This is a genomic window from Lysobacter sp. CA196, from assembly GCF_052078695.1.
In the GTDB taxonomy this organism is placed as follows: domain Bacteria; phylum Pseudomonadota; class Gammaproteobacteria; order Xanthomonadales; family Xanthomonadaceae; genus Lysobacter.
Map to the genome: position 1 here is coordinate 22,314 of NZ_JBQJIN010000014.1, position 25,478 is coordinate 47,791.

A 25,478-nucleotide genomic window follows, 5' to 3' on the forward strand; every position below is an offset into this window, starting at 1 on the left:
TCGCGCGGGCATACTCGCCCGAGTCCCTGCAGGAATCCGCCATGTCCGCCACGCCCGCGTTGCGCCTGAGTGCCGTCGCGTTCGTCCTGGCCATCGCCGGCTGCGCGGGCGACGGGACGCCGCGCCCGACCCGTCCGGCCCTGCCGGCCGACGCCCCACGCGGCTACCTGCCTTCCGACCCCCTGCACCTCGCCGAAGCCGACAGCGCGACCCTGGCCGCGCGCATGGCCGCCGGCGATTTCAGCAGCGCCCGTCTGACCCAGGCCTACCTCGACCGCATCGCCGCCCTCGACGACAACGGGCCGAGGCTCAACGCGGTGATCGAACTCAACCCGAACGCCCTGGCCGAGGCGCGCACGCTCGACGAAGAACGCAAGGCCGGCAAGCTGCGCGGCCCGCTGCACGGCATCGCGGTGTTGATCAAGGACAACATCGACGCCACCCCGATGGTCAATTCGGCCGGCTCGCTGGCGCTGGCCACGCACCGCCCGTCACGGGACGCGCCGCTGGTCGTCGCGTTGCGCCAGGCCGGCGCGGTGATCCTCGGCAAGACCAATCTCAGCGAGTGGGCCAATTTCCGCTCGACCCGCTCGATCTCCGGCTGGAGCGGCCGCGGCGGCCTGACCCGCAATCCTTATGCGCTGGACCGCAGCGCCTGCGGCTCCAGCAGCGGCACCGGCGCCGCCATCGCCGCCAGCCTGGCCACCATCGGCGTCGGCACCGAAACCGACGGCAGCATCCTGTGCCCGGCGGCGATGAACGGCCTGGTCGGTTTCAAGCCCAGCGTCGGCCTGATCAGCCGCGCCGGCATCATTCCGATTTCGCACAGCCAGGACAGCGCCGGCCCGATGGCGCGCAACGTCACCGACGCCGCGCGACTGCTGAGCGTGCTCGCCGCAGCCGAGGCCGGCAGCGACGCGGCCGCGCAGGCCGCCGCCGGCAAACGCATCGACGACTACGTCGCCGCGCTCGATGTCGAGTCGCTGCGCGGCGCCCGTTTCGGTTTCATCCGCGAGTCCGGGGTCAAGACGCCTCCAGCGATAGACGCGGTGCTCGAACGCACGTTCAAAGGCATGCGCGATGCCGGCGCCAGCATCGTCGAGGTGCGCATGCCGACCTCGGGACAGTGGGACGCAGCCGAGTTCGAAGTGCTGCTGTACGAATTCAAGGACGGGGTCGAACGCTACCTGCGCGAACACGATGCACCGGTCAAAACCTTGACCGAGCTGATCGCCTTCAACCGCACCAACGCCGTGACCGAGATGCCCTACTTCGAACAGGAACTGCTCGAACAAGCCAACCAGAAAGGCAGCCTCAAGGACCCGGCCTACCGCAAGGCCGCGGCCCGCGCCCGCCAGCTCGCCGGCGCGCAAGGCATCGATGCGGTGATGAAGCGGCACAAACTCGACGCCCTGATCGCGGTGGCGACGACCCCGGCCTTCATGGTCGACGCGGTCAACGGCGACCCCTTCGGCGGCGCGAGCTGGGGCGCGGCTGCGGTGGCCGGCTACCCGAGCCTGACCGTGCCGCTCGGCGAAGCCTCCGGCCTGCCGGTCGGCATGGTCTTCATGGGCCGGCGCTGGAGCGATGCCAAGCTGCTATCGCTGGGCTATGCCTTCGAGCAACTGACCCAGGCGCGCACCGCGCCGCGCTATCGGGCGACGCTGAACCCCTGAACCATGCCGGCGCGACCTGCGCCCATCGCGATGCGCCAGCGATCAGTCGCGCAGAAAAGCGGTGGTCGTCGACCACAGCGCGGAGCGCCGCGGTTGCAGATGCAGCCAATGGTTTCCGCCCGAAATCTTGACCTCGCGCCGCTCCGCCGCCCCGCTGAGTTCGGCGTACAGTCGCGCGGCATCGGCATCGGTGGTGACGTGGTCCCACTCGCCGCGCACGATCAAAGTCGGCTGGCGCACGCGCGTGTTGTCGACCAAGGCTTGTCCGGCCCAGAGCCGGTCGATATCGGCCATCGGCCCATTCGGAACCTGCACCGACGGCGGGCTGCGCGTGGCCGACGCATCGTCGCTGGCGAGATACGCCCGGCACCAGCGTTCCAGTTCCTCGGCACCGACCGGCGTCGCGATGTCGGCCGGCAAGCCCGAGCGCTGACGCGGCCGTTGATCGGCCGCGCCGATCACGGTCCAGGCCGGCGCAGGCTCATCGTTACGCGAGCCCTCGCGAGTCGAAACCGGCCCGAACAACACCAACTTGGCGACCGTATCGGGATGCTCGATGGCCACCTGCCGCGCCGGCAGCGTGCCCCAGGAATGCGCCAGCAAATGGATCGGCACCCGCGGGCGTTCGCGCCGAATCGCGGCGATTGCCGCGGCGATCTGCGCCGCGCCCATGCGATAGTCGCCCCACGGCGGCGCCGAGCCCGGATCGGCCCGGAACAGCGCCGGCCGTTCGGAATAGCCATAGCCGGCGAAATCCAACCCCAGGCATCGAAACCCTGTGCCTGCAGATGGTCCAGCCACGACACACCGTGCATGCGCCAGCCGACCGACAGATCGCACGGAAAAGTCGCGCCGTGCACGTACAACACCACCGCCCCCGCGGCCGGCTGCCGCACGAGCGACAGGCGCAACGTCTGTCCATCCAGCGTACATGTGACCGAATGCCGTTCGCGTCCGCCCGCATAGCCATTCGCCATCGCCGGCAACGGCAACATCGACAACGCCATCGCAGACAGCGGCCAGGTCATCAGATCGCGTCGGTTCATCGCAGTCGTCGCAGAGGAGGTGGAGCGATTGTGCGCATTGCATCGTCGCAACGATTCGGCCGGCAGCGAAGCGTGAGCGTCGCAGATGCATCGGTCGGCTTCGCGGTCAGCGATGCGCCATCGCACGAGGCCCTGGCGTAGCTTCGGCGAGGCGACCGTATGAGGTTGCGTCATATCGACGAATTCGCCGTTGCGGCTTGTGATCGAAGGAAATCCAGACGGACGCCGCTCCTACCCTGATGGCTTCGTTGCTCTTGCTCTTGCTGTGCGTCGCTCGGCACTCGCGAAGGCGACGGAAGACCCGGAGGGCGGCGCGCAAGGATGCGCGCCGTTTTTCATCGGGACAGGGATGTCCCGTATGAAAAATCCCTGCGTATGCACCGCTCGTGCGGGCCTGTGATTCAAAACAAAGCATTTTTCTTTGGTTACCTTTCTTTTGTTGCTTATGACAAAAGAAAGTAACCCGCCGCTTTAGTGGCGGAAGCTTTTAGCATTTGATCCTTCTTATGCAAAAGCTTCAAGCAAGAGCAGAGCTTCCGTCCGCTGACGCGGCCGGGTTACTTTCTTTTGCTGGCCCAAAAGAAAGCTAACCAAAGAAAAGGCCTTCCTTGACGAAGCTCCCCTGCGAGCACGCAGCCTGCGCCGGGATTTTTCGATAAGACGTCCCTGTCTTATCGAAAAACGGCGCACGTCCTGTGCGCCGCCCTCCGGGTCTACGATCGCATCGCAAGTTCGAAACTGCGCCAAGCTTTCACGGCAACGGCAACGGCAACGGCAATCATCCGGTCTTCGTACTCGGAAGCAGGAGCAGCGCTCAACTGGATTTCGTTCGTCACAGACCGTGACCGTCCATTCCCCCTCGCCGGCATCTCTCCAACAACCGACGCACCACATACAACCACCCAGCAAAAAGCCCGCCTTGCGGCGGGCTTTCGTCTTGCGAGTGCCTCGACCGAAACCTCAGGCCGGCGCGGCGATCTGCGCCTGCTTGCGCACGATCAGCATCGCCACTTCCAGCGCCTGCTCGTAGTTCAGACGCGGGTCGACCGTGGAACGGTAGGCGCGATCGAGATCGCTCTCGGTCAGTTCGCGCGCGCCGCCCAGGCATTCGGTCACGTCTTCGCCGGTCAGCTCCAGGTGCACGCCGCCCATGCGCGTACCGGCCGCTGCGTGCAGCTCGAACGAGGTCTCGATCTCGGCGCGGATGTTGCGGAAGCGACGGGTCTTGTAGCCGTTGCTGGTGCTTTCGGTGTTGCCGTGCATCGGGTCGCAGACCCACAGCACGCGGCGACCGTCGCGACGCATCGCATCCAGCAGCGGCGGCAGCTTTTCGGCGATCTGGCTGGCGCCCATGCGGTGGATGAAGGTCAGGCGACCCGGCTCGTCCTCGGGGTTCAGCAGGTCGATCGTGCGCAGCAGTTGGTCCGCCGTCACCGAGGGACCGACCTTGAGCGCGATCGGGTTGCGAATGCCGCGGAAGTACTCGGCGTGCGCGCCGTCGACCGCCGCGGTGCGCATGCCGATCCACGGGTAATGCGTGCTGAGGTTGAAGAAGCCCCAGTGACGCGGCACCTGCCGGGTCAGCGACTCTTCGTACGGCAGCAGCAGGGCTTCGTGCGAGGTGTAGAAGTCGACGCGATTGAGGTTGTGCACCTCGGTACCCGACAAGGTCTCCATGAAGCGCACCGCATCGCCGATGGCGTTGACCATGCGCCGGTACTCGTCGGCCAGCGGCGAGTGGCCGACCCAGCTCAGGTTCCAGTACTCGGGGTGGTGCAGGTCGGCGAAACCGCCGTCGATCAGGGCGCGGACGAAATTCATCGTCATCGCCGAGCGCGCATGCGCCTTGATCATGCGGCGCGGGTCGGGCTTGCGCGCGACCTCGTTGAAGGCCGGCGCGTTGACCATGTCGCCGCGGTAGCTCGGCAGGGTCACACCGTCGATGGTCTCGGTGTCGGCCGACCGCGGCTTGGCGTACTGGCCGGCGAAACGGCCGACGCGCACGACCGGCTTGCGCATGCCGTGGACGAGCACCAGGCTCATCTGCAGCAGCACCTTGAGGCGGTTGGAGATCACGTCCGAGGAGCACTGGTCGAAGCTCTCGGCGCAGTCGCCGCCCTGGAGCAGGAAGCGCTTGCCTTCCTGCGCCTCGGCGAGCTGCTGCTTGAGCGAGAGGATCTCCCACGAAGTCACCAGCGGCGGCAGATGACGCAGTTCCTGCAACGCGGATTCCAACTCGGCCGCGTCCGGATAATTCGGCAACTGCAGTGCGGTGCGCTCGCGCCAGGACGTGGGCGTCCAGTCGGCGGGAAGGTTGACGGCACGCAGGTTGCGATCGGAGGCGCTCATTTCCTTGGTTTCCAGTTGGGGACTGCGGTGGGGATCGAGTGACGCGGGGATGGCTGTATCGAATCGGACTTTATTGAATCGGATTTTATTGAATCGGGGCTCTATTGAATCAACGACGGCGGAACGCGGCATAGGCCGCCCAGACCGCCAGCACGACGAAGCAGACCAGGCTCCAGGCCGGCATGGCCAGGCCAAGGAAGGTCCAGTCGACCGCGGCGCATTCGCCGGAACCGGTCATGACCTTGCGGATCACCCCGGCGATCGGCATGGCATCGAGCATGTAGTCCAGGCCCGGGCCGCAAGCCGGGACTTCGCTCGGCGGCAGGTGCTGCAGGCGCACGTGGTTGCCGGCCACGGCGATGCCGCCGAGCGAGGCCAGCAGGGCCAGCACGCCGTAAGCGCCACGTCCGCCGGCCTTCTTCGGGCCGTGCAGGGCGCCGGCCAGGAACACCAGGCCGAGCGCGAAGAAGGCCACGCGCTGGAAGATGCACAGCGGGCAAGGTTCGAGGTGTTGATACAACTGCAGGTAGAACGCGTACGCAAGCAGGCCCGTGCAGGCCAGGAAGCCGAGCAGGTACTGGGTCCGGAAAGAGGCTTTGAAGGGGTTCATGTTTACACCATACGGGTCTGGGTCGGGTCGTGCCAATGTCGGATAGGCATGTCGCTGCGCAACGTGGCGTTTCGTCGCAGCAACATCGACTGCGCCGGGCCGGGAAAGTTGCGTCGCCCCGCCGATAAACCCCGAAATCCGTGTTCCGTACTTGCGCCTCCGATAATCATTACCGCCGCAACCGTTGCCGAAGTAACCGTCGCCGAAAAGCAAAAACCCCGGCCGGGGCCGGGGTCTCGCTAGCTGGGCGAACGACCGTCGCCGGTCGCCTGCCTGTTGGCTTGCATGTCGTATCGCAGCGCCGGTCGCCCGGCGCCGGCGATCACTCGGCCGCGGCTTGCGGACGATCGACCAGTTCGACGTAGGCCATCGGCGCATTGTCGCCAGCGCGGAAACCGCACTTGAGGATGCGCAGGTAACCGCCCGGACGCGAGGCGTAACGCGGGCCGAGTTCGACGAACAGGGTGCCGACGGCTTCCTTGTCGCGCAGGCGCGAGAAGGCCAGGCGGCGGTTGGCGACGCCGTCCTTCTTGGCGAGGGTGATGAGCGGCTCGGCAACGCGACGCAGCTCCTTCGCCTTCGGCAGGGTGGTGCGGATGAGACCGTGCTTGATCAGCGAAGCGGCCATGTTGGTGAACATGGCGTCGCGGTGAGCACTGGTGCGGCTGAACTTACGGCCGGATTTCTGGTGGCGCATGGTTGGGATTCCTGATGAATGTCGAAACTGTTGGAGATCGCTGTCGCCATCCAGGCGTTGGAGCATTGGACTGCGGTTGGTCCGAACCGGCCTTCCCTGACCGGCGAGCCGCGGACTTCTGGGTCCGTCGGCGTGTGTTGCGGTGTTGCGGGTGGCTCTGGATTCAAATCAAGAATCCACGCTCCGGCTAGCCTCGGCGTGGATCCCTTTTCGTTCCCCGGCCCTGCGCAGCGCGCAGGGCGTTCGGCCCAGCCGCGCGGCAGTGCCGCGCGAGCTCGGCTGGGCCTTACCCCATCATCCCGTGCGAGGCGATGCCGGCCGGCGGCCAGTTTTCCAGCTTCATGCCGAGGGACAGGCCGCGCTGAGCCAGCACTTCCTTGATCTCGGTGAGCGACTTCTTGCCGAGGTTCGGGGTCTTGAGCAGCTCGACTTCGGTCTTCTGGATCAGATCGCCGACGTAGTAGATGCTCTCGGCCTTGAGGCAGTTGGCCGAACGAACGGTCAGCTCGAGGTCGTCGATCGGACGCAGCAGGATCGGATCGATGCCGCTGGTGGCCGGCTTCTGCGCACCGCGGTCGCGGTGGGTGAAGTCGCCGAACACCGACAGCTGATCGGTGAGGATGTCGGCGGCGGTGCGCACGGCTTCCTCGGCGTCGATCGTGCCGTTGGTTTCGATGTCGAGCACGAGCTTGTCGAGGTCGGTGCGCTGTTCGACGCGCGCGGCTTCCACCGCGTAGGCGACGCGACGGACCGGCGAGAAGCTGGCGTCGAGCATCAGGCGGCCGATCGCACGGGTTTCTTCGTCCGGACGACGGCGCGAAGCCGCCGGCTGGTAGCCGAAGCCGCGCTCGATCTTCAGACGCATGTTGAGTGCCGTGTCCTTGGTCAGGTGGCAGATCACATGGTCGGTGTTGAGGATTTCAACGTTGTGGTCGGTCTTGATGTCGCCGGCGGTGACGATGCCGGGACCCTGCTTGGCCAGCGACAGCGTCGAAGCGTCGCCGGTGTGCATGCGGATCGCGACGTCCTTGAGGTTCAGCAGAACCTCCAGCACGTCTTCTTCCAGACCTTCGACCGTGGTGTACTCATGCAACACGCCGTCGATTTCGACCTCGGTGATGGCGAAACCCGGGATCGACGACAGCAGCACGCGACGCAGCGCGTTGCCCAGCGTGTGGCCGTAACCGCGCTCCAACGGCTCGATCACGACTTTCGCGCGATTGCCGGTGAGGCGTTCGATCTGCGGACCGCGCGGGCGCAGTACCTGGTTGGCGGTAACCGTCATGTTTCGGTGTCTCCAATGACCTTCGTCGGGGGGCGACGGAAGGCTTTAGCTCTTGGAGCCCCCTCTGTTCGAGGGAGCGGCCGATGCGCCTGGCGCATCGACCTGGGTTGCGGGTACTGCCGGCCCTGAGGGACCGGCAGCGCCCTGCACTATTACTTGCTGTACAACTCGACGATCAGCGCTTCGTTGATGTCGGCCGGCAGGTCCGCACGATCCGGAACCGCCTTGAACACGCCGCTGAACTTCTTGTTGTCGACCTCGACCCACGACGGCGACAGGTCCATCTGCGACGACACGGTCAGGGATTCCTGCACGCGAAGCTGCTTCTGGGCGCGCTCGGACAACGCGATCGCGTCGCCGGCCTTGACCTGGTACGACGGGAGGTTGACCGACTTGCCGTTGACCGTGACGCCACGGTGCGAAACCAGCTGGCGAGCGGCCGGACGGGTCACGGCGAAGCCCATGCGGTAGACGACGTTGTCGAGACGGGTCTCCAGCAACTGCAGCAGGTTCTCGCCGGTGTTGCCCTTCTTGGTCGAGGCTTTCTTGTAGTAGTTGCGGAACTGACGCTCCAGCAGACCGTAAATACGCTTGACCTTCTGCTTCTCGCGAAGCTGGGTGGCGTAATCGGACAGCTTGCCCTTGCGGGCGGTGGGGCCATGCTGGCCGGGCTTTTGCTCGAGCTTGCACTTCGAGTCGAGCGCGCGAGCGGACGACTTCAGACCAAGGTCGGCGCCTTCGCGACGAGCGAGCTTACAGGTGGGGCCAATATAACGAGCCATTTTTCTTCAGCTCCTCAGACGCGACGCTTTTTCGGCGGACGGCACCCGTTGTGCGGGATGGGCGTCACGTCGATGATGTTGATGATCTTGTATCCGACGTTGTTCAGCGAACGAACGGCGGACTCGCGACCCGGACCCGGGCCCTTGATGCGCACTTCCAACGACTTGACGCCGTAGTCGAGCGCAGCACGGCCAGCCTTTTCGGCTGCCACCTGGGCGGCGAACGGGGTCGACTTGCGGGAACCGCGGAAACCCGCGCCGCCCGAGGTCGCCCACGAGAGCGCGTTGCCCTGGCGGTCGGTGATCGTGATGATGGTGTTGTTGAAAGAAGCGTGGACGTGGGCGATGCCGTCGGTGACGACTCGCTTGATCTTCTTCTTGGTTTTGGCAGCTGCCGGCTTGGCCATGGTATGGGTCCCTTACTTCTTGATGGCCTTGCGCGGACCCTTGCGGGTACGTGCATTGGTACGCGTGCGCTGACCACGCAGCGGCAAGCCGCGGCGGTGACGCAGGCCGCGGTAGCAGCCCAGGTCCATCAAACGCTTGATCGCAATACCGACCTCGCGACGCAGGTCGCCTTCGACCACGAACTTGCCGACTTCGGCGCGCAAGCGCTCGACTTCCGGCTCGGACAGGTCACGGATTTTGGTCGTCGAAGTGACGCCTGCGGACTCGCAGACTTGCTTCGAACGGGTACGGCCGATGCCGAAAATGCTTTGCAGGCCAACCCAGACATGCTTCTGGGCAGGCAAATTAACGCCCGCAATACGCGCCATAAGGCGATCTCCAACTGATTTGGCGGCCAGGACGGATTAATCCCGGCGGAGTGAACTGGAAATTATATCTAGGTCTCGGGTTAATAGGAAGCCCCGCGGCACCATAGGTGCCACGGAACCACGGCATGGGGAGTGTGCCCATGCTCCGGCGACGAATCTGAACTGGCTGAACAAGGCGGTGACCTGCCCTCCCAGCCCCGCGCGCTACTCTGGCGCGCGGAACGGTCCCGTCTCACCCGCGCGCGAGACCGCCGCGCGAGCCGCCCTTCAAGTTCGCTTTCTTCAACAGGCTTTCGTACTGATGCGACATCAGATGAGCCTGGATTTGAGCGATGAAATCCATCACCACGACCACGACGATCAGCAACGAGGTGCCGCCGAAGTAGAACGAGGTTCCCAGTTGGGTCCGCATGACCTCCGGAAGGAGACAGACGATCACCAGGTAAATTGCGCCAGCCGCCGTAAGACGAGTCAGCACGCCGTCAACATAGTCCGCGGTGGCCTTGCCGGGACGGATGCCCGGGATCAGCGCACCCGACTTCTTGAGGTTGTCGGCGGTTTCCTGCGAATTGAACACCAGCGCCGTGTAGAAGAACGCGAAGCCGATGATCAGGCCAGCATACAGGATCATGTGAACCGGTTCACCCGGGTTCAACCACTGGCTGAGGCGTTGCAGGAAGCCGGAGAAACCGCTGCCGCTGTTGTTCTGGGCGAACCAGGTCGCTGCCGTCGCCGGGAACATCACGATGCTCGAGGCGAAGATCGCGGGGATCACGCCCGACATGTTGAGCTTCAGCGGCAGGAACGAGGCCTGGTTCATGTAGGCGTTACGGCCGCCTTGGCGACGGGCGTAATTGACCGTGATGCGACGCTGGCCGCGCTCGACGAACACCACCAGATAGGTGAAGCCGACGACCAGGGCGATGATCGCGATCGCCGCAATGGCGCTCATGTCGCCGTTGCGGATCTGCTCGAACATCTGCAGGACCGCGGCGGGCAGGCCCGCGACGATGCCGGCGAAGATGATCAGCGAGACGCCGTTGCCGATACCGCGTTCGGTGATCTGCTCGCCGAGCCACATCAGGAACATCGTGCCCGCGGTCAACGCGATCACGGCGGTCAGGATGAAGCCCATGCCCGGTGCGTACACCACCGGCACGCCGTTCGGCGCCATGCTCGACTGCAGGCCGGCGGCGATGCCCCAGGCCTGGAACACCGCCAGCGGAATCGCGCCCATGCGCGACCACTGGTTGATCTTGCGCCGGCCCGATTCGCCTTCCTTCTGGATGGCTTTCAGGCTGGGCACGATCTGCACCAGCAGCTGCACGATGATCGAGGCCGAGATGTACGGCATCACGTTCAGTGCGAACAGACTGAAGCGATGCAGGGCGCCGCCCGAGAACATGTTGAACATGTCCACGATCGTGCCCTGCTTGGTCGACATGAACTCGACCATCGCCTGCGGGTTGACGCCGGGCACCGGGATGTAGCTACCGATGCGGTAGACGATCAAAGCGCCGATCACGAACAGCAAACGCTGACGAAGCTCGGTGAACTTACCGAGCCCGCCACCGAGGCCAGCCATCGCGTTGCCGCTCCGCGCCATGCGTCGTTTACTCCTCGACCTTGCCGCCGGCCGCTTCGACGGCGGCCTTGGCGCCGGCCGTGGCCAGCACGCCCTTGAGTACGAACTTCTTGGTGAGCTCGCCCTTCTTGACGATCTTGGCCTGCTTGGCCGAGCTCGGAACGAGCTTGGCGGCCTTGAGGGCGGCAAAATCGACGTCGCCGGCGTCCAGCTTGTCCAGCTGGTACAGCAGCACTTCGGCCGTGTCGTTCTTCAGCTTGGAGCGGAAGCCGATCTTCGGCAGACGACGCTGCATGGGCATCTGGCCGCCTTCGAAACCGGCCTTGATCTTGCCCTTGCCCGAACGGGCGAACGAACCCTTGTGGCCGCGGCCGGCGGTCTTGCCGAGGCCGGAACCGATACCGCGACCGACGCGCTTGCGGTCTTCGCGGGCGCCGTCAGCCGGCTTGAGTGTATTGAGACGCATGATGTTCTCCTTAGCCCTCGACCTGAACCAGGTAGTGGACCGTGTTGATCAGACCACGAACCTGCGGGCTGTCTTTCAGCACGCGCACGTCGTTCAGCTTGTTCAGGCCAAGCGCCTTCACCGACAGGCGGTGACGGCCCTGGCAACCGCGCAGGCCCTTGACCAGGCGCACGGTGACGGTGCCGCCTTCGACGGCCTTGTTCTCTGCCTTAGCCATGGTTCAGATCCTCCACCTTCTTGCCGCGCTTGGCAGCGATCTTGGCCGGCGAGTGCATGCCGGTCAGACCCTTCAGCGTGGCGCGAACCAGGTTGATCGGGTTACGCGAACCGGTGGCCTTGGCCAACACGTTCTTGACGCCGACCGCTTCCAGCACGGCGCGCATCGCGCCACCGGCGATCACGCCGGTACCTTCCGACGCCGGCTGCATGAACACATGCGCCGCGCCGTGGCCCGACTTCACGGCGTGCCACAAAGTGCCGCCGTTGAGGTCCACGTTGTTCATCGCCTTGCGGGCGTATTCCATCGACTTCTGGATCGCGACCGGCACTTCGCGCGCCTTGCCGTAGCCGAAGCCGACCTTGCCGTTGCCGTCGCCCACCACCGTCAAAGCGGTGAAGGTGAACTGGCGACCGCCCTTGACCGTCTTGCTGACGCGGTTGACCGCGATCAGCTTCTCGATCATGCCGTCGTCGATTTCTTCGCGGTTGCGATCACGGTCGCGGCCCCGCGGTGCTCTATCGTCTGCCATTTCGATGTCTCGTTTATTGAAGGGATTTGCGGCGTCGCCGCTTATGATTGTGATGTGACTCGGGTGTTGCAGCGATGGCGGGAATCCGTCATCGCGCCCGACGCAGCCCGCGTCGGCGGGTGAAACGATTCGCTGCATCAGGCGTGGAGACGAATCTCCACGCTTTCAAGCCCGTGAAGGGCCTGGATGCTTAGAACTGCAGACCGCCTTCACGCGCGGCATCGGCCAGCGCCTTGATGCGGCCGTGGTAGCGGTAGCCCGAGCGGTCGAAGGCGACCTTCTCGATACCGGCAGCCTTGGCGCGCTCGGCGATCAGCTTGCCGACCTTGACGGCGGCTTCGGCGTTCTTGCCGTTCTTCAGGCCTTCCTTGACGTCGGCCTGGACGGTCGAAGCCGTGGCCAGGACCTTGGAGCCGTCGGCGGTGAAGACCTGCGCGTACAGGTGCTGGCCGGTGCGGAGCACGGTCAGGCGGGCGACGCCGAGGTTGCGGATGTGCGAACGGGTCGACTTGGCGCGACGCAGACGAGCGATGTTCTTGTTCATGTTCTGATCTCCGAAAGCTGAAAGCTTGGTGTTTTGGGGCCGGTACGGAACCGGCGCCCTACCCGTTAGGCCTTCTTGGCTTCCTTACGGATGATGACTTCGCCGGCGTACTTCACACCCTTGCCCTTATAGGGCTCCGGCGGACGGAAACCGCGAATCTTGGCGGCGACTTCACCGACGCGCTGCTTGTCCGCGCCCGAGACCAGGATCTCGGTCTGGGTCGGCGTGGCGATGGTGATGCCTTCCGGGGCCTTGAACAGGACCGGATGCGAGAAACCCAGCGACAGGTTCAGATCGGCACCGGCCATCGAGGCGCGGTAGCCGACGCCGACCAGCTCGAGCTTGCGCTCGAAGCCTTCCGACACGCCCTTCACCATGTTGGCGAGGATGGCGCGCAGGGTGCCGGTCAGCGGGATCAGCGCCGCGTCTTCGGTCGCGAACAGCGCTTCGCCGTTCTCGACCTTCAGATTGATGGCGGCCGGCTTGGCGATCGACAGCGAGCCCTTCGGGCCCTTGGCGACGATCGAATCGGACTGGACGTTCAGCTCAACACCCTTCGGCAGGGCGATCGGCTTCTTGGCAACTCGGGACATGGTCGTTTACTCCCTTAGGCCACGAAGCACAGGACTTCACCGCCGACGCCCTGCTGGCGCGCCTGCGCATCGGTCATGATGCCTTTCGAGGTGGAGATGATGGCGATACCCAGGCCGCCGAGGACCTTGGGCAGCGCTTCCTTGCCGCGGTACTGACGCAGGCCCGAGCGGGAGTAGCGCTGGAGGCGCTCGATCACCGGCTTGCCTTCGTAGTACTTCAGCGAAATTTCGAGTTCGGACTTGCCCGGAGCGACTTCCGTCACGCGGGAATCCAGGATGTAACCCTCGTCCTTCAACACGGCCGCGATGGCCACCTTGACCTTGGACGACGGCATCTTCACCGTCGGCTTGCGCACAGCGGCCGCATTCTTGATGCGGACCAGCATGTCGGCGATGGGATCAGTCATGCTCATTGAGATTCACCTTATGAGTAGCACCGATATCCGCGGAATTGCGAATTTCAGTAGTAGTAACGCTTTGTTGCAGCAGCCCCCAGAAGCGCCGCCGCGACCCGAAGGCCGCGGCGGTGGATCCGGGAAAGCCGACTATCTTACCAGCTTGCCTTGCGAAGACCAGGCACGTCGCCGCGCATGGTGGCTTCGCGCAGCTTGTTGCGGCCGAGGCCGAACTTGCTGTAGACGCCGCGCGAGCGGCCGGTCAGGGCGCAACGGTTGCGCTGACGGCTCGGCGAGGAGTCGCGGGGCAGCTTGGACAGCTTGATCACCGCCTCGGCCTTGTCCTCGTAGGAGGACGCGTCGCTGGAGATGATCTTCTTCAGTGCTTCGCGCTTGCCGGCGAACTTCTTCGCCAGCTTGGCCCGCTTGACCTCGCGGTTGACCATGGAAGTCTTAGCCATTGTTCAATCCTTAAGTATCAGTTGCGGAACGGGAAGCGGAAGGCTTCGAGCAGGGCCTTGGCCTCGGCATCGGTCTTCGCGGTCGTGGTGATCGCGATGTCCATGCCGCGCAGCGCGTCGACCTGGTCGAAATCGATTTCCGGGAAGATGATCTGTTCCTTGACGCCCATGTTGTAGTTGCCGCGGCCGTCGAACGAACGGCCGGACACGCCACGGAAGTCGCGCACGCGCGGCAACGAGATGTTGACCAGGCGATCGAGGAACTCGTACATCTTCGCGCGGCGCAGGGTGACCTTGGCGCCGATCGGCCAGCCGTCGCGGATCTTGAACGAAGCCACCGACACGCGGGACTTGGTCACGATCGGCTTCTGGCCGGCGATCTTGGTCATGTCGGCGACGGCATTTTCCAGGATCTTCTTGTTGGTGGCGGCTTCGCCCACGCCCATGTTCAGCGTGATCTTGACGAGGCGCGGCACTTCCATCGGGTTCTTGTAGCCGAACTTTTCGGTCAGCGCCGGAACCACTTCTTTCTTGTAAAACTCTTCGAGCCGGGTGGTCATTTCAGCATTCCTCAGGCGTCAACCGCCTCACCACTGGAGCGGAACACACGCAGTTTGCGTCCATCCTCCAGCATCTTGAAACCGATGCGTTCGCCCTTGCCGGTGGCCGGGTTGAACAGCATGACGTTGGAAATGTGAATCGGCGCTTCGCGCTCGATCACGCCGCCCGGCTGGTTGGCCTGCGGATTCGGCTTGGTGTGGCGCTTGATGATGTTGATGTTCGCGACGACGACTTTGTCGCCGAGCACGCGCACCACATCACCCTTCTTGCCCTTGTCCTTGCCGGCGGTGACGATGACTTGATCGCCCTTCTTGATACGGTTCATGTCTAGTTCCTCCGCTCAGAGCACTTCAGGCGCGAGCGAGACGATCTTCATGAACTTCTCGGAGCGAAGCTCGCGAGTCACGGGCCCGAAGATACGGGTGCCGATCGGCTCATGCTTATTGTTGAGCAACACCGCAGCGTTGCCATCGAAGCGGATCAGCGAGCCGTCCGGGCGACGCACGCCCTTGCGGGTGCGGACCACGACGGCGTCGTAAACGTCGCCCTTCTTGACCTTGCCGCGCGGGATCGCGTCCTTCACGGTGACCTTGATGATGTCGCCAATGTGCGCGTAACGGCGCTTGGAGCCGCCGAGCACCTTGATGCACATCACTTCCTTAGCACCGGAGTTGTCGGCCACGCCGAGGTAGCTTTGCATCTGGATCATGGTTCAGCCTCCTCTTATTCGGCCGCGCGGCTGACGATTTCAACCACGCTCCAGTTCTTGGTCTTGGACATCGGAGCAATCTCCTTCACGCGGACGATATCGCCTTCTTTGCAGGCGTTCTCGGCGTCGTGAGCGTGGAGCTTGGACGAGCGACGGATGTACTTGCCGTACAGCGCGTGCTTGACCTGGCGTTCGACGAGCACGGTGACGGTCTTGTCCATCTTGTTGCTGACGACCCGGCCTTCAACCGTGCGCAGCGCCTTGTCTGTATTGTTGTCGGTCATGGCGGGTCCTTACTTCTTCTCACCCAGCAGCATGTTGACGCGAGCAATTTCGCGCTTCACACGGCGGGCTTCATGAGTCTTGGCGAGCTGGCCGGTGGCCTTCTGCATGCGCAGAGCGAAGCTCTCCTTATGCAGGTCCACCAGGTGGGCCTTCAGTTGGTCGGCCGACTTCTCGCGCAGTTGCTTGAGTTCCATTAGCGCACCGTCCGGGTAACGAAAGTGGTGGTCACCGAGAGCTTGGCGGCGGCCAGACGGAACGCTTCGCGCGCCACGTCCTCGCCCACGCCTTCGATCTCGTAAATCATGCGACCGGGCTGGATCTGAGCGACCCAGTACTCGACGTTGCCCTTACCGGAGCCCATTCGGACTTCGATCGGCTTTTTGGTGATCGGCTTGTCCGGGAACACGCGGATCCACATCTTGCCGCCACGCTTGACGTAACGGCTGATCGAGCGGCGGGCCGCTTCGATCTGACGCGCAGTGAGCTGGCCGTGAGCGGTGGCCTTGAGGCCGTACTCGCCGAAGCTGACGGCGTTGCCGCTCCAGCTCAGGCCATCATTGCGGCCCTTGTGTACCTTGCGGTACTTGGTTCTCTTGGGTTGCAACATGACGGATTACCTCTGTTCGCGGGCCGGACGGCCCGGACGGTCGTTACGATCACCGCGGTCGCCGCGGTCACCACGATCGCTGCGCGGGGAATCGTCCTGCTTCTCCTGGCCCACCTGGGAGAAGTCGAACACTTCGCCCTTATAGATCCAGGTCTTGATGCCGATGATGCCGTAGGTCGTCTTGGCTTCTGCGAAGCCGTAGTCGATGTCGGCACGCAGCGTATGCAGCGGCACGCGACCTTCGCGGTACCACTCCGAACGCGCGATTTCGGCGCCGTTGAGACGGCCGGCGACGTTGACCTTGATGCCGAGGGCACCCAGGCGCATCGCGTTGCCGACGGCACGCTTCATCGCGCGGCGGAACATGATGCGACGCTCGAGCTGCTGTGCGATCGATTCGGCGACCAGCTGCGCGTCGAGTTCCGGCTTGCGGACCTCGGTCACGTTGATGTGCGCCGGGACGCCCATCAATGCGCTGACTTCCTTACGCAGCTTCTCGATGTCCTCGCCGCGCTTGCCGATCACCACGCCCGGACGGGCGGTGTGGATCGTCACGCGGGCATTGTTCGCCGGACGCTCGATGAAGATCTTGGAAATACCAGCCTGAGCGAGCTTCTTGCGGAGCATCTCGCGGACCTTGAGGTCGGCGGCGAGGTACTCGGCATACTGCTTCTTGCCGGCAAACCACTTCGAATTCCAGTCCTTGGCAATGCCCAGGCGGATTCCGGTCGGATGTACTTTATGACCCATTGTCTGACTCCGCCTTACTTGCCCGCGCCCACAACCACAGTGATGTGGCTGGTGCGCTTGAGGATGCGGGTGCCGCGGCCTTTCGCACGAGCCATGAAGCGCTTCAGTGCGGGACCCTCGTCCACCATGATGGTCGTGACCTTGAGTTCGTCAACGTCGGCGCCCTGGTTGTTCTCGGCGTTCGCGATGGCGGACTCCACGACCTTGCGGATCAGTGCAGCTGCCTTCTTGTCCGAGAACTTCAGCAGGTTGACGGCGCGCTCGGCGGACAGACCGCGCACCTGGTCGGCGACCAGGCGGGCCTTCTGCGGGGAGATGCGCGCGGTGCGCAGGATGGCTTTCGCTTCCATGGTCATCTCCTTACTTACCCGACTTCTTGTCGCCGCCGTGACCCTTGAACGTACGGGTCAAAGCGAATTCGCCAAGCTTGTGGCCAACCATGTTCTCGTTGACCAGCACCGGGATGTGGTTTTTGCCGTTATGCACGGCGATGGTGAAGCCCACCATTTCCGGCAGCACCATCGAGCGGCGCGACCAGGTCTTGATCGGCTTCTTGTTGTTGCCCGCGGTCTCCACCTTCTTGATGAGATGGTGGTCGACGAACGGACCCTTTTTGAGTGAACGTGCCATGGCCGATTAACCCCTGCGATCGCGCACGATGAATTGCGAAGTGCGCTTGTTCTTGCGCGTCTTGTAACCCTTGGTCGGAACACCCCAGGGGGTGACCGGATGCGGGTTGCCCTGGCCAGCCTTCGCCTCACCACCACCGTGCGGATGGTCGACGGGGTTCATGGCGGCGCCGCGGACGGTCGGCTTGATGCCGCGCCAGCGCTTGGCACCGGCCTTGCCCAGCTTTTCGAGGCTGTGCTCGTCGTTGCCGACTTCGCCGATGGTTGCGCGGCACTCGACCGGCACCTTGCGCATTTCGCCGGAGCGAAGACGCAGCGTGGCGTAGCCCTGCTCGCGAGCGACCAGCTGCACGCCGGCGCCTGCGGCGCGAGCGATCTGAGCGCCCTTGCCCGGCTTCATTTCGATGCAATGCACCGTCGAACCGACCGGGATGTTGGTCAGCGGCAGCGTGTTGCCGACGCGGATCGGAGCATCGCGGCCAGCGATCACCTGATCGCCGTCCTTCAGGCCCTTCGGGGCGATGATGTAACGGCGCTCGCCATCGACGTAGCACAGCAGCGCGATGTGCGCGGTGCGGTTGGGATCGTATTCGATCCGCTCCACGCGCGCCGGAATGCCTTCCTTGTCGCGCTTGAAGTCGATGATGCGGTAGTGCTGCTTGTGACCACCACCGATGTGACGGGTGGTGATGCGGCCGTGGTGGTTACGACCGCCGCTCTTGCTCTGCTTTTCGACCAACGCCGCGTGCGGCGCGCCCTTGTGCAGGCCCGGCGTCACGACGCGGACCGCGTTGCGGCGGCCGGCGGAAGTGGGCTTGAAAGTCATCAATGCCATGGGTCTTTCCTCAGGCCTTGGCCATTACGTCGATCGACTGGCCTTCGGCCAGCTTCACGTACGCCTTGCGCCAGTCGGCGCGACGGCCCATGCGGAACTTGAAGGCCTTGTTCTTGCCTTTCACGTTGACCACATTCACCGCCTCGACCTTAACGTCGAACAGCTTTTCCACGGCGACCTTGATGTCGGCCTTGGTAGCGTCCGTCGCGACTTCGAAGACGTATTGGTTGGATACTTCCTGCAGACGTGCGGTCTTTTCGGACACGCGCGGCGCACGGATGATGCTGTAGAGCTTGGCCTCGTTCATGCCAGCCACTCCTCGATCTTCTTGACCGCATCGGCGGTGAACACGATCGAATCGGCGCCGACGAGGGCCACCGGATCGAGTCCCTGCACGTCGCGGACTTCCACATAGGGCAGGTTGCGAGCCGAGAGGTACAGATTCTCGGAAGCTTCCTCGGTGACGAGCAGCGGACGACGGCCCATTTCGAGCGACTTCAGCATGGCGACCATGCCCGAGGTCTTCGGCGTCTCGATGTCCAGCTTCTCGACGACGGTGATGCGGCCCTGGCGGTTCAATTCCGACAGGATCGCAGCCATCGCTGCGCGGTACATCTTGCGGTTCACCTTCTGGGCGAAGCTGCGCGGCTTGGCCGCGAAGGTCACGCCGCCGCCGACGAAGATCGGAGCCGTCAGCGCGCCGTGACGCGCACCGCCGCCCTTCTGCTTCTTCGACTTCTTGGTGGTGCCGTTGACTTCAGAACGCGTCTTCTGCGCCTTGGTGCCGGCGCGGCCCGCGTTGCGGTAGGCCACAACGACCTGGTGGACCAGGTCTTCGCTGAATTCGCGATCGAAGATGGCGTCGGAAACCGACAGCTTCTTGTCGCTACCGTTGATGGCAAGTTCCATCGTCATACTCCCTTGCTCGACGGACGGACGATCACGTCGCCGCCCGGAGCGCCCGGCACGGCGCCCTTGATCGCGATCAGGCCGCGCTCGGCGTCGACCTTGACCACTTCCAGGCCCTGCGTGCTCTGCTGAACGGCGCCCATGTGACCGGACATCTTCTTACCCGGGAAAACGCGGCCCGGCGTCTGGCGCTGGCCGATCGAACCCGGCGAACGGTGCGACAACGAGTTACCGTGCGTCGCGTCGCCCATGCTGAAGTTCCAGCGCTTGATCGTGCCCTGGAAGCCCTTGCCCTTGGTGATGCCCTGGACGTCGACGATCTGGCCCACTTCGAAGATGTCGGCCTTGATTTCGCCGCCGACTTCGAACGCGCCGATCTTGTCGTCTTCCACGCGCAGCTCCCACAAGCCGCGGCCGGCTTCGACCTTCGCCTTGGCGAGGTGTCCGGCTTCGGGCTTGTTGACGAGCGCAGCGCGGCGCACGCCGACGGTAACCTGCACGGCGCTGTAGCCGTCGGTGTCCGTGGTCTTGATCTGGGTAATACGGTTCGGGGTCGCCTCGATCAGGGTCACCGGAACCGACTTGCCGTCTTCAGTGAAGAAGCGGCTCATGCCGGCCTTGCGACCGACGATGCCCAACGAATATTTCTTCGCGGTCATGGTGGTGGCCTCAGGTCAGCTTGATCTGCACATCGACGCCAGCCGCCAGCTCGAGCTTCATCAGCGCGTCTACGGTCTTGTCGTTCGGGTCGATGATGTCGAGCACGCGCTTGTGCGTGCGGGTTTCATACTGGTCACGCGCGTCTTTGTCGACGTGCGGGGACACCAGGATGGTGTAACGCTCGATCTTGGTCGGCAGCGGGATCGGGCCGCGCACTTGCGCGCCGGTCCGCTTAGCTGTCTCGACGATCTCGCTGGCCGAGCGGTCGATCAAACGATGATCGTACGCCTTCAGCCGAATCCGGATCTTTTGGTCCGCCATGACGGAATTCCTTGGTTAAAAGAGCGACGGGCCGGCCTCTGGGTGTGCCGAGCCCCACGAAAACGCAAACACTCCAGGACTACACCCACGCCCCGGAGCCTCCTTGCCTGGTAAAAACTAAGGCAGGCCGGTTGCCCGACCCGCCCAGAAAGGATTGGAACGCACAAAAGGCCCCGTTTACTGTTCCTTGGAAGCCCGAGGGCCCGGAACGTACGGAGCGCAGCCGTGCGACATGTCCTTGTCTGGCGAATACGAGGCGCGTCCTGCACCTCATTTCGCTGGTCGTGCCGCCCCGGCGTAAACAGGGGTGGCACGGTGGTCGCGCATTCTACATGCATCCGGGAGGAGAGTGCAAGCACCCTGTCCTGATGGCGGATTGCACGGGCTGGAACCCCGTTCAGGGCCCAGCCCTCGACCTAGAGCGGAACTCGACTGCCGGCCATGGATCCCCGCTTTCGCGGAATAACGAACCGACAGACCCGGGCGCGCTTTTTGGCGCGCCCGAATCGGTTCCTTACTTGATGATCTTGGCCACGACGCCGGCGCCGACGGTACGGCCGCCTTCGCGGATCGCGAAACGCAGGCCTTCGTCCATCGCCACCGGGTTGATCAGCGTGACCACCATCTTCACGTTGTCGCCGGGCATCACCATCTCGACGCCCTCCGGCAGCTCGCAAGCGCCGGTGATGTCGGTGGTGCGGAAGTAGAACTGCGGACGGTAGCCCTTGAAGAACGGGGTGTGACGGCCGCCTTCGTCCTTCGACAGCACATAGACTTCGGCTTCGAAGTCGGTGTGCGGCTTGATCGAACCCGGCTTGCACAGCACCTGGCCGCGCTCGACGTCGTCGCGCTTGGTGCCGCGCAGCAGCAGACCGGCGTTGTCGCCCGCCTGACCCTGGTCGAGCAGCTTGCGGAACATTTCCACGCCCGTGACCGTCGTCTTCTGGGTCGGACGGATACCGACGATTTCGATTTCGTCACCGACCTTCACGATGCCGCGCTCGATACGGCCGGTCACCACGGTGCCGCGGCCCGAGATCGAGAACACGTCTTCCACCGGCATCAGGAACGGCTTGTCGACGTCGCGCTCCGGCTGCGGGATGAAGCTGTCCAGCGCTTCCACCAGACGCAGGATCGACGGCACGCCGATTTCGCTCTGGTCGCCTTCCAGCGCCAGACGCGCCGAACCGTGGATGATCGGGGTGTCGTCGCCCGGGAAGTCGTACTTGGTCAGCAGCTCGCGCACTTCCATCTCGACCAGTTCGAGCAGCTCGGCGTCGTCCACCATGTCGGCCTTGTTCAGGAACACGACGATGTACGGCACGCCGACCTGACGCGACAACAGGATGTGCTCGCGGGTCTGCGGCATCGGGCCGTCAGCGGCCGAGCACACCAGGATCGCGCCGTCCATCTGCGCCGCACCGGTGATCATGTTCTTCACGTAGTCGGCGTGGCCCGGGCAGTCGACGTGCGCGTAATGGCGGTTCGCCGATTCGTATTCCACGTGTGCCGTCGAGATCGTGATGCCGCGCGCCTTTTCTTCCGGCGCCGCGTCGATCGCGTCGTATGCCTTGAACTCGCCACCGAAACGCTCGGCGCCCACCTTCGTCAGCGCCGCCGTCAGCGTCGTCTTGCCGTGGTCAACGTGGCCGATCGTGCCGACGTTCACGTGCGGCTTGGTGCGCTCGAATTTACCCTTAGCCATGATTGTCTCTCTTGAGTTCTATGATTCGTGATTCGGGAGTGGGACCGGCGAACGAAGCCGCCCATCCCTTACTGAAGTTGTTTCTCGACCGGGAACCGATGCGGAGTTCGGGAGCAGGTGGAATCCGCCGTGGGGACCCCGAACCCTACCCCCGAAGCCCGGCTATCAGCCGCCCTTCTTGATCACGGTCTCGGCGATGTTGTTCGGCGCCTCGGCGTAGTGATCGAATTCCATCGTGAAGGTCGCGCGACCCTGGGTCAGCGAGCGGATGGTCGTGGCGTAACCGAACATCTCGCCCAGCGGAACCATCGCGTTGATGGTCTTGCCCGACGGCGTGTCGTCCTGGCCCTGCAACAGGCCGCGACGACGGCTCAAGTCGCCCATCACGTCGCCGACGTACTCTTCCGGCGTCACGACTTCGACCTTCATCATCGGCTCCAGCAGGACCGGATCGGCCTTGCGGAAACCTTCCTTGAACGCCATCGACGAAGCGAGCTTGAACGCCATTTCCGAGGAGTCGACGTCGTGGTACGAGCCGAACACCAGCTTGACCTTGACGCCCACGACCGGGAAGCCGGCCAGCGGGCCGCTGGTGATGGTTTCGCGCAGGCCCTTTTCGATCGCCGGGATGAATTCCTTCGGAATCACGCCGCCGGTGATGTCGTTGACGAACAGGAAATCGTTCTCGACGTCTTCGTGCGCGCGGTCCTTCTCGTTCATCGGCGACAGCTCGATCACGACGTGACCGTACTGACCCTTACCGCCGGACTGCTTGGCGTGCTTGTAATCCGACTTGACGTCCGACTTGCGGATGGTCTCGCGGTAAGCGACCTGCGGCTTGCCGACGTTGGCTTCGACGTTGAACTCGCGCTTCATGCGGTCGACGAGGATGTCCAGGTGCAGCTCGCCCATGCCGGCGATGATGGTCTGGCCCGATTCTTCGTCGGTGCGCACGCGGAACGAGGGATCTTCCTGCGCCAGGCGGCCCAGGGCGATACCCATCTTTTCCTGGTCCGACTTGGTCTTCGGTTCGACCGCCATCGAGATGACGGGCTCCGGGAAGATCATGCGCTCGAGGGTAATGATGTGATCCTGCGCGCACAGCGTGTCGCCGGTGGTCACGTCCTTCAGGCCGACGGCAGCGGCGATGTCGCCGGCGCGGACTTCCTTGATCTCGTCGCGCTGGTTGGCGTGCATCTGCAGGATGCGGCCGACGCGTTCTTTCTTCGACTTGACCGGGTTGTACACCTGGTCGCCCGAATTCAGCACGCCCGAGTAGACGCGGAAGAAGGTCAGCGAACCCACGAACGGGTCGGTCATGATCTTGAACGCCAGCGCCGAGAACGGCTCGGCGTCGGACGCCTTGCGGGTGTCTTCCTTGTCGTCTTCGTCGATGCCGGCGACCGGCGGACGGTCGGACGGCGACGGCAACAGGTTGATCACGCCGTCGAGCATGGCCTGCACGCCCTTGTTCTTGAACGCCGAGCCGCAGAACACCGGCACGATCTCGACGCGCAGGGTGCGCGCGCGCAGACCGGCGACGATCTCTTCTTCGGTCAGCTCGCCCTCGTTGAGGTACTTGTCCATGAGCTCTTCCGAGGCTTCCGCCGCGGCTTCGATCATGAATGCGCGAGCCGATTCGGCGGTGGCCAGCAGATCGGCCGGCACTTCGCGATACTCGAACTTGGTGCCCTGCGAAGCGACATCCCAATGGATGGCCTTCATCTTGAGCAGGTCGACCACGCCTTCAAAGCCTTCTTCGGCGCCGATCGGCACCTGCATCGGCACGGCGTAGGCGCCCAGGCGGGCCTTCAGCTGCTCGACGACCTTGTCGAAGTTGGCGCCGGTACGGTCCATCTTGTTGACGAAGGCCATGCGCGGCACGGAGTACTTGTTGGCCTGGCGCCACACGGTCTCCGACTGCGGCTGCACGCCACCGACGGCGCACAGCACGAACACCGCGCCGTCGAGCACGCGCAGGGAGCGCTCGACTTCGATGGTGAAGTCGACGTGCCCGGGGGTGTCGATGATGTTGAAACGGTGCTCGGGCAGGGACTTGTCCATGCCCTTCCAGAACGCGGTCGTCGCTGCCGACGTGATGGTGATGCCGCGTTCCTGCTCCTGCTCCATCCAGTCCATCGTCGCGGCACCTTCGTGCACTTCGCCGATCTTGTGGCTGACGCCGGTGTAGAAAAGGATGCGCTCGGACGTGGTGGTCTTACCCGCGTCGATGTGCGCCATGATGCCGAAGTTGCGGTAACGCTCGATGGGAGTGGTGCGAGCCACGGGACCCTCTCGTAATAAGTTTTCGAATTCCAAATGGCCGGACGCCGCCTTATCGGCGGCCTCCGGTTCGCTAGGCGGCCTTTTAGCCGCCGCGGCAACATCTCATGCGGATGTTGCGAAGGCCCTGTCGCCAGGGCGCGCGATCACCAGCGGTAGTGAGCGAACGCGCGGTTCGCTTCTGCCATGCGGTGGGTCTCTTCGCGCTTCTTGATCGCAGCGCCGCGGTTTTCCGAGGCGTCGAGCAGTTCGGCGGCGAGCTTGCGCGGCATGCTGCTCTCGCCGCGCTTGCGCGCCGACTCGATCAGCCAACGCATCGCCAGCGCCATGCGGCGCGACGTACGCACTTCGACCGGCACCTGGTAGGTGGCGCCGCCGACGCGACGCGACTTCACTTCGACCGACGGAGAGACGTTGGTCAACGCCTTCTCGACCAGCTCGAGAGCGTTGGGGCTCTTTTCGCCGATGACGTCCATCGCGCCGTAAACGATCTTCTCGGCGACGGACTTCTTGCCGCTCTGCATGACCATATTGATGAAGCGCGCGATCGTCTCGCTGCCGTGCTTGGGATCGGGCAGAACCGAACGCTGCGGGGTGGAACCTTTACGCGACATGGTGCGTACCTATTCTCGTGATTCTTGGTAGACGTGTTTCCAAAAGCGGGCGCTTACGCGAAGCGCCGGCCGTCGAAACGACGCGCTTAGGACTTCGGACGCTTGGCGCCGTACTTGGAACGGCTCTGGCGACGCTTGGCGACACCGGCGGCATCGAGCGAGCCGCGCACGGTGTGGTAGCGCACGCCCGGCAGATCCTTGACGCGACCGCCGCGGATCAGGACCACCGAGTGCTCCTGCAGGTTGTGGCCTTCGCCGCCGATGTACGAAATGATTTCGTAGCCGTTGGTCAGGCGCACCTTGGCGACCTTGCGCAGAGCCGAGTTCGGCTTCTTCGGGGTCGTGGTGTAAACGCGGGTGCAAACGCCGCGACGCTGCGGGCAATTCGCCAGCGCCGGCGAGGCGCTCTTGTAGGTGGTCGCCTGCCGCGGCTTGCGGACGAGCTGATTGATGGTTGCCATCTAGAACTCTATTGATGAGGGGCCGGGCGGCCGCTTCGTGAGAAACGAACGGCAAGCCGAATACACCCGACCCACCGAGACGAAAAAGTATAGCTCGCGTTTGACGTGGCCGTCAACGCGAGCGACGCGGACGAA

Annotated in this window: 35 protein-coding genes; 1 reads left to right on the forward strand and 34 read right to left on the reverse strand. The window is 64.1% G+C overall.

Going from position 1 to position 25,478, the window contains the following annotated elements; translation table 11 throughout:
- The first annotated feature begins 41 nt into the window (after positions 1-41).
- Positions 42-1,676 carry an amidase gene (locus ACTOWK_RS13750; protein WP_441330724.1) on the forward strand — a complete coding sequence of 545 codons (1,635 nt, stop codon included), beginning with the start codon at positions 42-44 and terminating at the stop codon, positions 1,674-1,676.
- Between the two features lie 42 nt (positions 1,677-1,718).
- On the opposite strand, the gene ACTOWK_RS13755 is transcribed toward ACTOWK_RS13750, so the two are convergent.
- From ACTOWK_RS13755 to rpsL, 34 genes are all read right to left on the reverse strand, one after another.
- Positions 1,719-2,813, reverse strand: a complete 1,095-nt coding sequence (locus tag ACTOWK_RS13755) for an alpha/beta fold hydrolase (RefSeq protein ID WP_441330725.1) — start codon at positions 2,811-2,813, stop codon at positions 1,719-1,721.
- Positions 2,814-3,682: 869 nt separating this feature from the next.
- Complete coding sequence (locus tag ACTOWK_RS13760) at positions 3,683-5,071, reverse strand: class II 3-deoxy-7-phosphoheptulonate synthase (protein WP_441330726.1); 1,389 nt, start codon at positions 5,069-5,071, stop codon at positions 3,683-3,685.
- 109 nt (positions 5,072-5,180) lie between these two features.
- Positions 5,181-5,681 carry a disulfide bond formation protein B gene (locus ACTOWK_RS13765; RefSeq protein WP_441330727.1) on the reverse strand — a complete coding sequence of 167 codons (501 nt, stop codon included), beginning with the start codon at positions 5,679-5,681 and terminating at the stop codon, positions 5,181-5,183.
- A gap of 322 nt (positions 5,682-6,003) precedes the next feature.
- A complete protein-coding gene (gene rplQ / locus ACTOWK_RS13770; protein ID WP_031373811.1) occupies positions 6,004-6,378 on the reverse strand; it encodes a 50S ribosomal protein L17 in 375 nt (124 codons plus the stop codon).
- A gap of 286 nt (positions 6,379-6,664) precedes the next feature.
- On the reverse strand, positions 6,665-7,663 hold the full coding sequence (locus ACTOWK_RS13775) for a DNA-directed RNA polymerase subunit alpha (RefSeq protein ID WP_031373812.1): 999 nt from the start codon (positions 7,661-7,663) through the stop codon (positions 6,665-6,667).
- 152 nt (positions 7,664-7,815) lie between these two features.
- A complete protein-coding gene (gene rpsD / locus ACTOWK_RS13780; RefSeq protein WP_031373813.1) occupies positions 7,816-8,445 on the reverse strand; it encodes a 30S ribosomal protein S4 in 630 nt (209 codons plus the stop codon).
- Between the two features lie 14 nt (positions 8,446-8,459).
- Positions 8,460-8,852: a 30S ribosomal protein S11 gene (rpsK, locus tag ACTOWK_RS13785; protein ID WP_031373814.1), complete on the reverse strand. Its 393-nt coding sequence runs from the start codon at positions 8,850-8,852 to the stop codon at positions 8,460-8,462.
- Between the two features lie 12 nt (positions 8,853-8,864).
- On the reverse strand, positions 8,865-9,221 hold the full coding sequence (rpsM, locus tag ACTOWK_RS13790) for a 30S ribosomal protein S13 (RefSeq protein ID WP_031373815.1): 357 nt from the start codon (positions 9,219-9,221) through the stop codon (positions 8,865-8,867).
- 232 nt (positions 9,222-9,453) lie between these two features.
- A complete protein-coding gene (gene secY, locus ACTOWK_RS13795) occupies positions 9,454-10,827 on the reverse strand; it encodes a preprotein translocase subunit SecY (RefSeq protein ID WP_031373816.1) in 1,374 nt (457 codons plus the stop codon).
- Positions 10,828-10,834: 7 nt separating this feature from the next.
- Positions 10,835-11,272, reverse strand: coding sequence for a 50S ribosomal protein L15 (rplO, locus tag ACTOWK_RS13800; RefSeq protein ID WP_031373817.1), 438 nt, complete (start codon positions 11,270-11,272; stop codon positions 10,835-10,837).
- A gap of 10 nt (positions 11,273-11,282) precedes the next feature.
- The gene (rpmD, locus tag ACTOWK_RS13805; protein ID WP_441330728.1) at positions 11,283-11,489 is read right to left on the reverse strand and encodes a 50S ribosomal protein L30; all 207 of its coding nucleotides are present in this window, start codon (positions 11,487-11,489) and stop codon (positions 11,283-11,285) included.
- Positions 11,482-12,021, reverse strand: a complete 540-nt coding sequence (gene rpsE / locus ACTOWK_RS13810; RefSeq protein WP_441330792.1) for a 30S ribosomal protein S5 — start codon at positions 12,019-12,021, stop codon at positions 11,482-11,484. The genes rpmD and rpsE overlap by 8 nt, the downstream gene beginning before the upstream one ends.
- 190 nt (positions 12,022-12,211) lie before the next feature.
- On the reverse strand, positions 12,212-12,565 hold the full coding sequence (rplR, locus tag ACTOWK_RS13815) for a 50S ribosomal protein L18 (RefSeq protein ID WP_057918898.1): 354 nt from the start codon (positions 12,563-12,565) through the stop codon (positions 12,212-12,214).
- Positions 12,566-12,630: 65 nt separating this feature from the next.
- On the reverse strand, positions 12,631-13,158 hold the full coding sequence (gene rplF / locus ACTOWK_RS13820) for a 50S ribosomal protein L6 (protein ID WP_441330729.1): 528 nt from the start codon (positions 13,156-13,158) through the stop codon (positions 12,631-12,633).
- Between the two features lie 14 nt (positions 13,159-13,172).
- The gene (gene rpsH / locus ACTOWK_RS13825) at positions 13,173-13,571 is read right to left on the reverse strand and encodes a 30S ribosomal protein S8 (RefSeq protein ID WP_031373822.1); all 399 of its coding nucleotides are present in this window, start codon (positions 13,569-13,571) and stop codon (positions 13,173-13,175) included.
- A gap of 137 nt (positions 13,572-13,708) precedes the next feature.
- A complete protein-coding gene (gene rpsN, locus ACTOWK_RS13830) occupies positions 13,709-14,014 on the reverse strand; it encodes a 30S ribosomal protein S14 (RefSeq protein WP_441330730.1) in 306 nt (101 codons plus the stop codon).
- A gap of 17 nt (positions 14,015-14,031) precedes the next feature.
- Positions 14,032-14,574 (reverse strand): 50S ribosomal protein L5, encoded by a 543-nt coding sequence (gene rplE, locus ACTOWK_RS13835; protein ID WP_031373824.1) that lies wholly within the window; start codon positions 14,572-14,574, stop codon positions 14,032-14,034.
- Between the two features lie 11 nt (positions 14,575-14,585).
- The gene (gene rplX, locus ACTOWK_RS13840; protein WP_031373825.1) at positions 14,586-14,900 is read right to left on the reverse strand and encodes a 50S ribosomal protein L24; all 315 of its coding nucleotides are present in this window, start codon (positions 14,898-14,900) and stop codon (positions 14,586-14,588) included.
- A gap of 15 nt (positions 14,901-14,915) precedes the next feature.
- Positions 14,916-15,284: a 50S ribosomal protein L14 gene (gene rplN, locus ACTOWK_RS13845; protein ID WP_031373826.1), complete on the reverse strand. Its 369-nt coding sequence runs from the start codon at positions 15,282-15,284 to the stop codon at positions 14,916-14,918.
- Between the two features lie 14 nt (positions 15,285-15,298).
- A complete protein-coding gene (gene rpsQ, locus ACTOWK_RS13850; RefSeq protein ID WP_031373827.1) occupies positions 15,299-15,568 on the reverse strand; it encodes a 30S ribosomal protein S17 in 270 nt (89 codons plus the stop codon).
- 9 nt (positions 15,569-15,577) lie between these two features.
- Positions 15,578-15,763, reverse strand: a complete 186-nt coding sequence (gene rpmC / locus ACTOWK_RS13855) for a 50S ribosomal protein L29 (RefSeq protein ID WP_441330731.1) — start codon at positions 15,761-15,763, stop codon at positions 15,578-15,580.
- Positions 15,763-16,176, reverse strand: coding sequence for a 50S ribosomal protein L16 (gene rplP / locus ACTOWK_RS13860; RefSeq protein ID WP_031373829.1), 414 nt, complete (start codon positions 16,174-16,176; stop codon positions 15,763-15,765). The genes rpmC and rplP overlap by 1 nt, the downstream gene beginning before the upstream one ends.
- 6 nt (positions 16,177-16,182) lie before the next feature.
- Positions 16,183-16,926, reverse strand: coding sequence for a 30S ribosomal protein S3 (gene rpsC / locus ACTOWK_RS13865; protein ID WP_031373830.1), 744 nt, complete (start codon positions 16,924-16,926; stop codon positions 16,183-16,185).
- Between the two features lie 14 nt (positions 16,927-16,940).
- Positions 16,941-17,276 carry a 50S ribosomal protein L22 gene (rplV, locus tag ACTOWK_RS13870; RefSeq protein WP_036149638.1) on the reverse strand — a complete coding sequence of 112 codons (336 nt, stop codon included), beginning with the start codon at positions 17,274-17,276 and terminating at the stop codon, positions 16,941-16,943.
- A 10-nt stretch (positions 17,277-17,286) separates the two neighbouring features.
- Entirely contained in the window at positions 17,287-17,556 is a 270-nt protein-coding gene (gene rpsS / locus ACTOWK_RS13875) for a 30S ribosomal protein S19 (protein ID WP_031373832.1), read from the reverse strand.
- A 6-nt stretch (positions 17,557-17,562) separates the two neighbouring features.
- The gene (gene rplB, locus ACTOWK_RS13880) at positions 17,563-18,390 is read right to left on the reverse strand and encodes a 50S ribosomal protein L2 (protein WP_031373833.1); all 828 of its coding nucleotides are present in this window, start codon (positions 18,388-18,390) and stop codon (positions 17,563-17,565) included.
- Positions 18,391-18,400: 10 nt separating this feature from the next.
- A complete protein-coding gene (rplW, locus tag ACTOWK_RS13885) occupies positions 18,401-18,697 on the reverse strand; it encodes a 50S ribosomal protein L23 (RefSeq protein WP_031373834.1) in 297 nt (98 codons plus the stop codon).
- Entirely contained in the window at positions 18,694-19,299 is a 606-nt protein-coding gene (rplD, locus tag ACTOWK_RS13890) for a 50S ribosomal protein L4 (protein ID WP_435395121.1), read from the reverse strand. Before rplD ends, rplW begins: the two co-directional genes overlap by 4 nt.
- A 2-nt stretch (positions 19,300-19,301) precedes the next feature.
- Positions 19,302-19,958: a 50S ribosomal protein L3 gene (gene rplC, locus ACTOWK_RS13895; RefSeq protein WP_031373836.1), complete on the reverse strand. Its 657-nt coding sequence runs from the start codon at positions 19,956-19,958 to the stop codon at positions 19,302-19,304.
- Between the two features lie 10 nt (positions 19,959-19,968).
- Positions 19,969-20,280: a 30S ribosomal protein S10 gene (rpsJ, locus tag ACTOWK_RS13900; protein ID WP_031373837.1), complete on the reverse strand. Its 312-nt coding sequence runs from the start codon at positions 20,278-20,280 to the stop codon at positions 19,969-19,971.
- A gap of 514 nt (positions 20,281-20,794) precedes the next feature.
- Positions 20,795-21,985, reverse strand: coding sequence for an elongation factor Tu (gene tuf, locus ACTOWK_RS13905; protein ID WP_441330732.1), 1,191 nt, complete (start codon positions 21,983-21,985; stop codon positions 20,795-20,797).
- Between the two features lie 165 nt (positions 21,986-22,150).
- Positions 22,151-24,271 (reverse strand): elongation factor G, encoded by a 2,121-nt coding sequence (gene fusA / locus ACTOWK_RS13910; protein WP_441330733.1) that lies wholly within the window; start codon positions 24,269-24,271, stop codon positions 22,151-22,153.
- Positions 24,272-24,414: 143 nt separating this feature from the next.
- On the reverse strand, positions 24,415-24,882 hold the full coding sequence (rpsG, locus tag ACTOWK_RS13915; protein ID WP_036115439.1) for a 30S ribosomal protein S7: 468 nt from the start codon (positions 24,880-24,882) through the stop codon (positions 24,415-24,417).
- A gap of 86 nt (positions 24,883-24,968) precedes the next feature.
- Positions 24,969-25,343 carry a 30S ribosomal protein S12 gene (gene rpsL / locus ACTOWK_RS13920; protein WP_031373762.1) on the reverse strand — a complete coding sequence of 125 codons (375 nt, stop codon included), beginning with the start codon at positions 25,341-25,343 and terminating at the stop codon, positions 24,969-24,971.
- Between the last annotated feature and the right edge of the window lie 135 nt (positions 25,344-25,478).

Coding starts and splice junctions, on each gene's coding strand:
- ACTOWK_RS13750 (WP_441330724.1), top strand. CDS start 42: ATGTCCGCCACGCCCGCGTTGCGCCTGAGTGCCGTCGCGTTCGTCCTG.
- ACTOWK_RS13755 (WP_441330725.1), bottom strand. CDS start 2,813: ATGCATCTGCGACGCTCACGCTTCGCTGCCGGCCGAATCGTTGCGACG.
- ACTOWK_RS13760 (WP_441330726.1), bottom strand. CDS start 5,071: ATGAGCGCCTCCGATCGCAACCTGCGTGCCGTCAACCTTCCCGCCGAC.
- ACTOWK_RS13765 (WP_441330727.1), bottom strand. CDS start 5,681: ATGAACCCCTTCAAAGCCTCTTTCCGGACCCAGTACCTGCTCGGCTTC.
- rplQ (WP_031373811.1), bottom strand. CDS start 6,378: ATGCGCCACCAGAAATCCGGCCGTAAGTTCAGCCGCACCAGTGCTCAC.
- ACTOWK_RS13775 (WP_031373812.1), bottom strand. CDS start 7,663: ATGACGGTTACCGCCAACCAGGTACTGCGCCCGCGCGGTCCGCAGATC.
- rpsD (WP_031373813.1), bottom strand. CDS start 8,445: ATGGCTCGTTATATTGGCCCCACCTGTAAGCTCGCTCGTCGCGAAGGC.
- rpsK (WP_031373814.1), bottom strand. CDS start 8,852: ATGGCCAAGCCGGCAGCTGCCAAAACCAAGAAGAAGATCAAGCGAGTC.
- rpsM (WP_031373815.1), bottom strand. CDS start 9,221: ATGGCGCGTATTGCGGGCGTTAATTTGCCTGCCCAGAAGCATGTCTGG.
- secY (WP_031373816.1), bottom strand. CDS start 10,827: ATGGCGCGGAGCGGCAACGCGATGGCTGGCCTCGGTGGCGGGCTCGGT.
- rplO (WP_031373817.1), bottom strand. CDS start 11,272: ATGCGTCTCAATACACTCAAGCCGGCTGACGGCGCCCGCGAAGACCGC.
- rpmD (WP_441330728.1), bottom strand. CDS start 11,489: ATGGCTAAGGCAGAGAACAAGGCCGTCGAAGGCGGCACCGTCACCGTG.
- rpsE (WP_441330792.1), bottom strand. CDS start 12,021: ATGGCAGACGATAGAGCACCGCGGGGCCGCGACCGTGATCGCAACCGC.
- rplR (WP_057918898.1), bottom strand. CDS start 12,565: ATGAACAAGAACATCGCTCGTCTGCGTCGCGCCAAGTCGACCCGTTCG.
- rplF (WP_441330729.1), bottom strand. CDS start 13,158: ATGTCCCGAGTTGCCAAGAAGCCGATCGCCCTGCCGAAGGGTGTTGAG.
- rpsH (WP_031373822.1), bottom strand. CDS start 13,571: ATGAGCATGACTGATCCCATCGCCGACATGCTGGTCCGCATCAAGAAT.
- rpsN (WP_441330730.1), bottom strand. CDS start 14,014: ATGGCTAAGACTTCCATGGTCAACCGCGAGGTCAAGCGGGCCAAGCTG.
- rplE (WP_031373824.1), bottom strand. CDS start 14,574: ATGACCACCCGGCTCGAAGAGTTTTACAAGAAAGAAGTGGTTCCGGCG.
- rplX (WP_031373825.1), bottom strand. CDS start 14,900: ATGAACCGTATCAAGAAGGGCGATCAAGTCATCGTCACCGCCGGCAAG.
- rplN (WP_031373826.1), bottom strand. CDS start 15,284: ATGATCCAGATGCAAAGCTACCTCGGCGTGGCCGACAACTCCGGTGCT.
- rpsQ (WP_031373827.1), bottom strand. CDS start 15,568: ATGACCGACAACAATACAGACAAGGCGCTGCGCACGGTTGAAGGCCGG.
- rpmC (WP_441330731.1), bottom strand. CDS start 15,763: ATGGAACTCAAGCAACTGCGCGAGAAGTCGGCCGACCAACTGAAGGCC.
- rplP (WP_031373829.1), bottom strand. CDS start 16,176: ATGTTGCAACCCAAGAGAACCAAGTACCGCAAGGTACACAAGGGCCGC.
- rpsC (WP_031373830.1), bottom strand. CDS start 16,926: ATGGGTCATAAAGTACATCCGACCGGAATCCGCCTGGGCATTGCCAAG.
- rplV (WP_036149638.1), bottom strand. CDS start 17,276: ATGGAAGCGAAAGCCATCCTGCGCACCGCGCGCATCTCCCCGCAGAAG.
- rpsS (WP_031373832.1), bottom strand. CDS start 17,556: ATGGCACGTTCACTCAAAAAGGGTCCGTTCGTCGACCACCATCTCATC.
- rplB (WP_031373833.1), bottom strand. CDS start 18,390: ATGGCATTGATGACTTTCAAGCCCACTTCCGCCGGCCGCCGCAACGCG.
- rplW (WP_031373834.1), bottom strand. CDS start 18,697: ATGAACGAGGCCAAGCTCTACAGCATCATCCGTGCGCCGCGCGTGTCC.
- rplD (WP_435395121.1), bottom strand. CDS start 19,299: ATGGAACTTGCCATCAACGGTAGCGACAAGAAGCTGTCGGTTTCCGAC.
- rplC (WP_031373836.1), bottom strand. CDS start 19,958: ATGACCGCGAAGAAATATTCGTTGGGCATCGTCGGTCGCAAGGCCGGC.
- rpsJ (WP_031373837.1), bottom strand. CDS start 20,280: ATGGCGGACCAAAAGATCCGGATTCGGCTGAAGGCGTACGATCATCGT.
- tuf (WP_441330732.1), bottom strand. CDS start 21,985: ATGGCTAAGGGTAAATTCGAGCGCACCAAGCCGCACGTGAACGTCGGC.
- rpsG (WP_036115439.1), bottom strand. CDS start 24,882: ATGTCGCGTAAAGGTTCCACCCCGCAGCGTTCGGTTCTGCCCGATCCC.
- rpsL (WP_031373762.1), bottom strand. CDS start 25,343: ATGGCAACCATCAATCAGCTCGTCCGCAAGCCGCGGCAGGCGACCACC.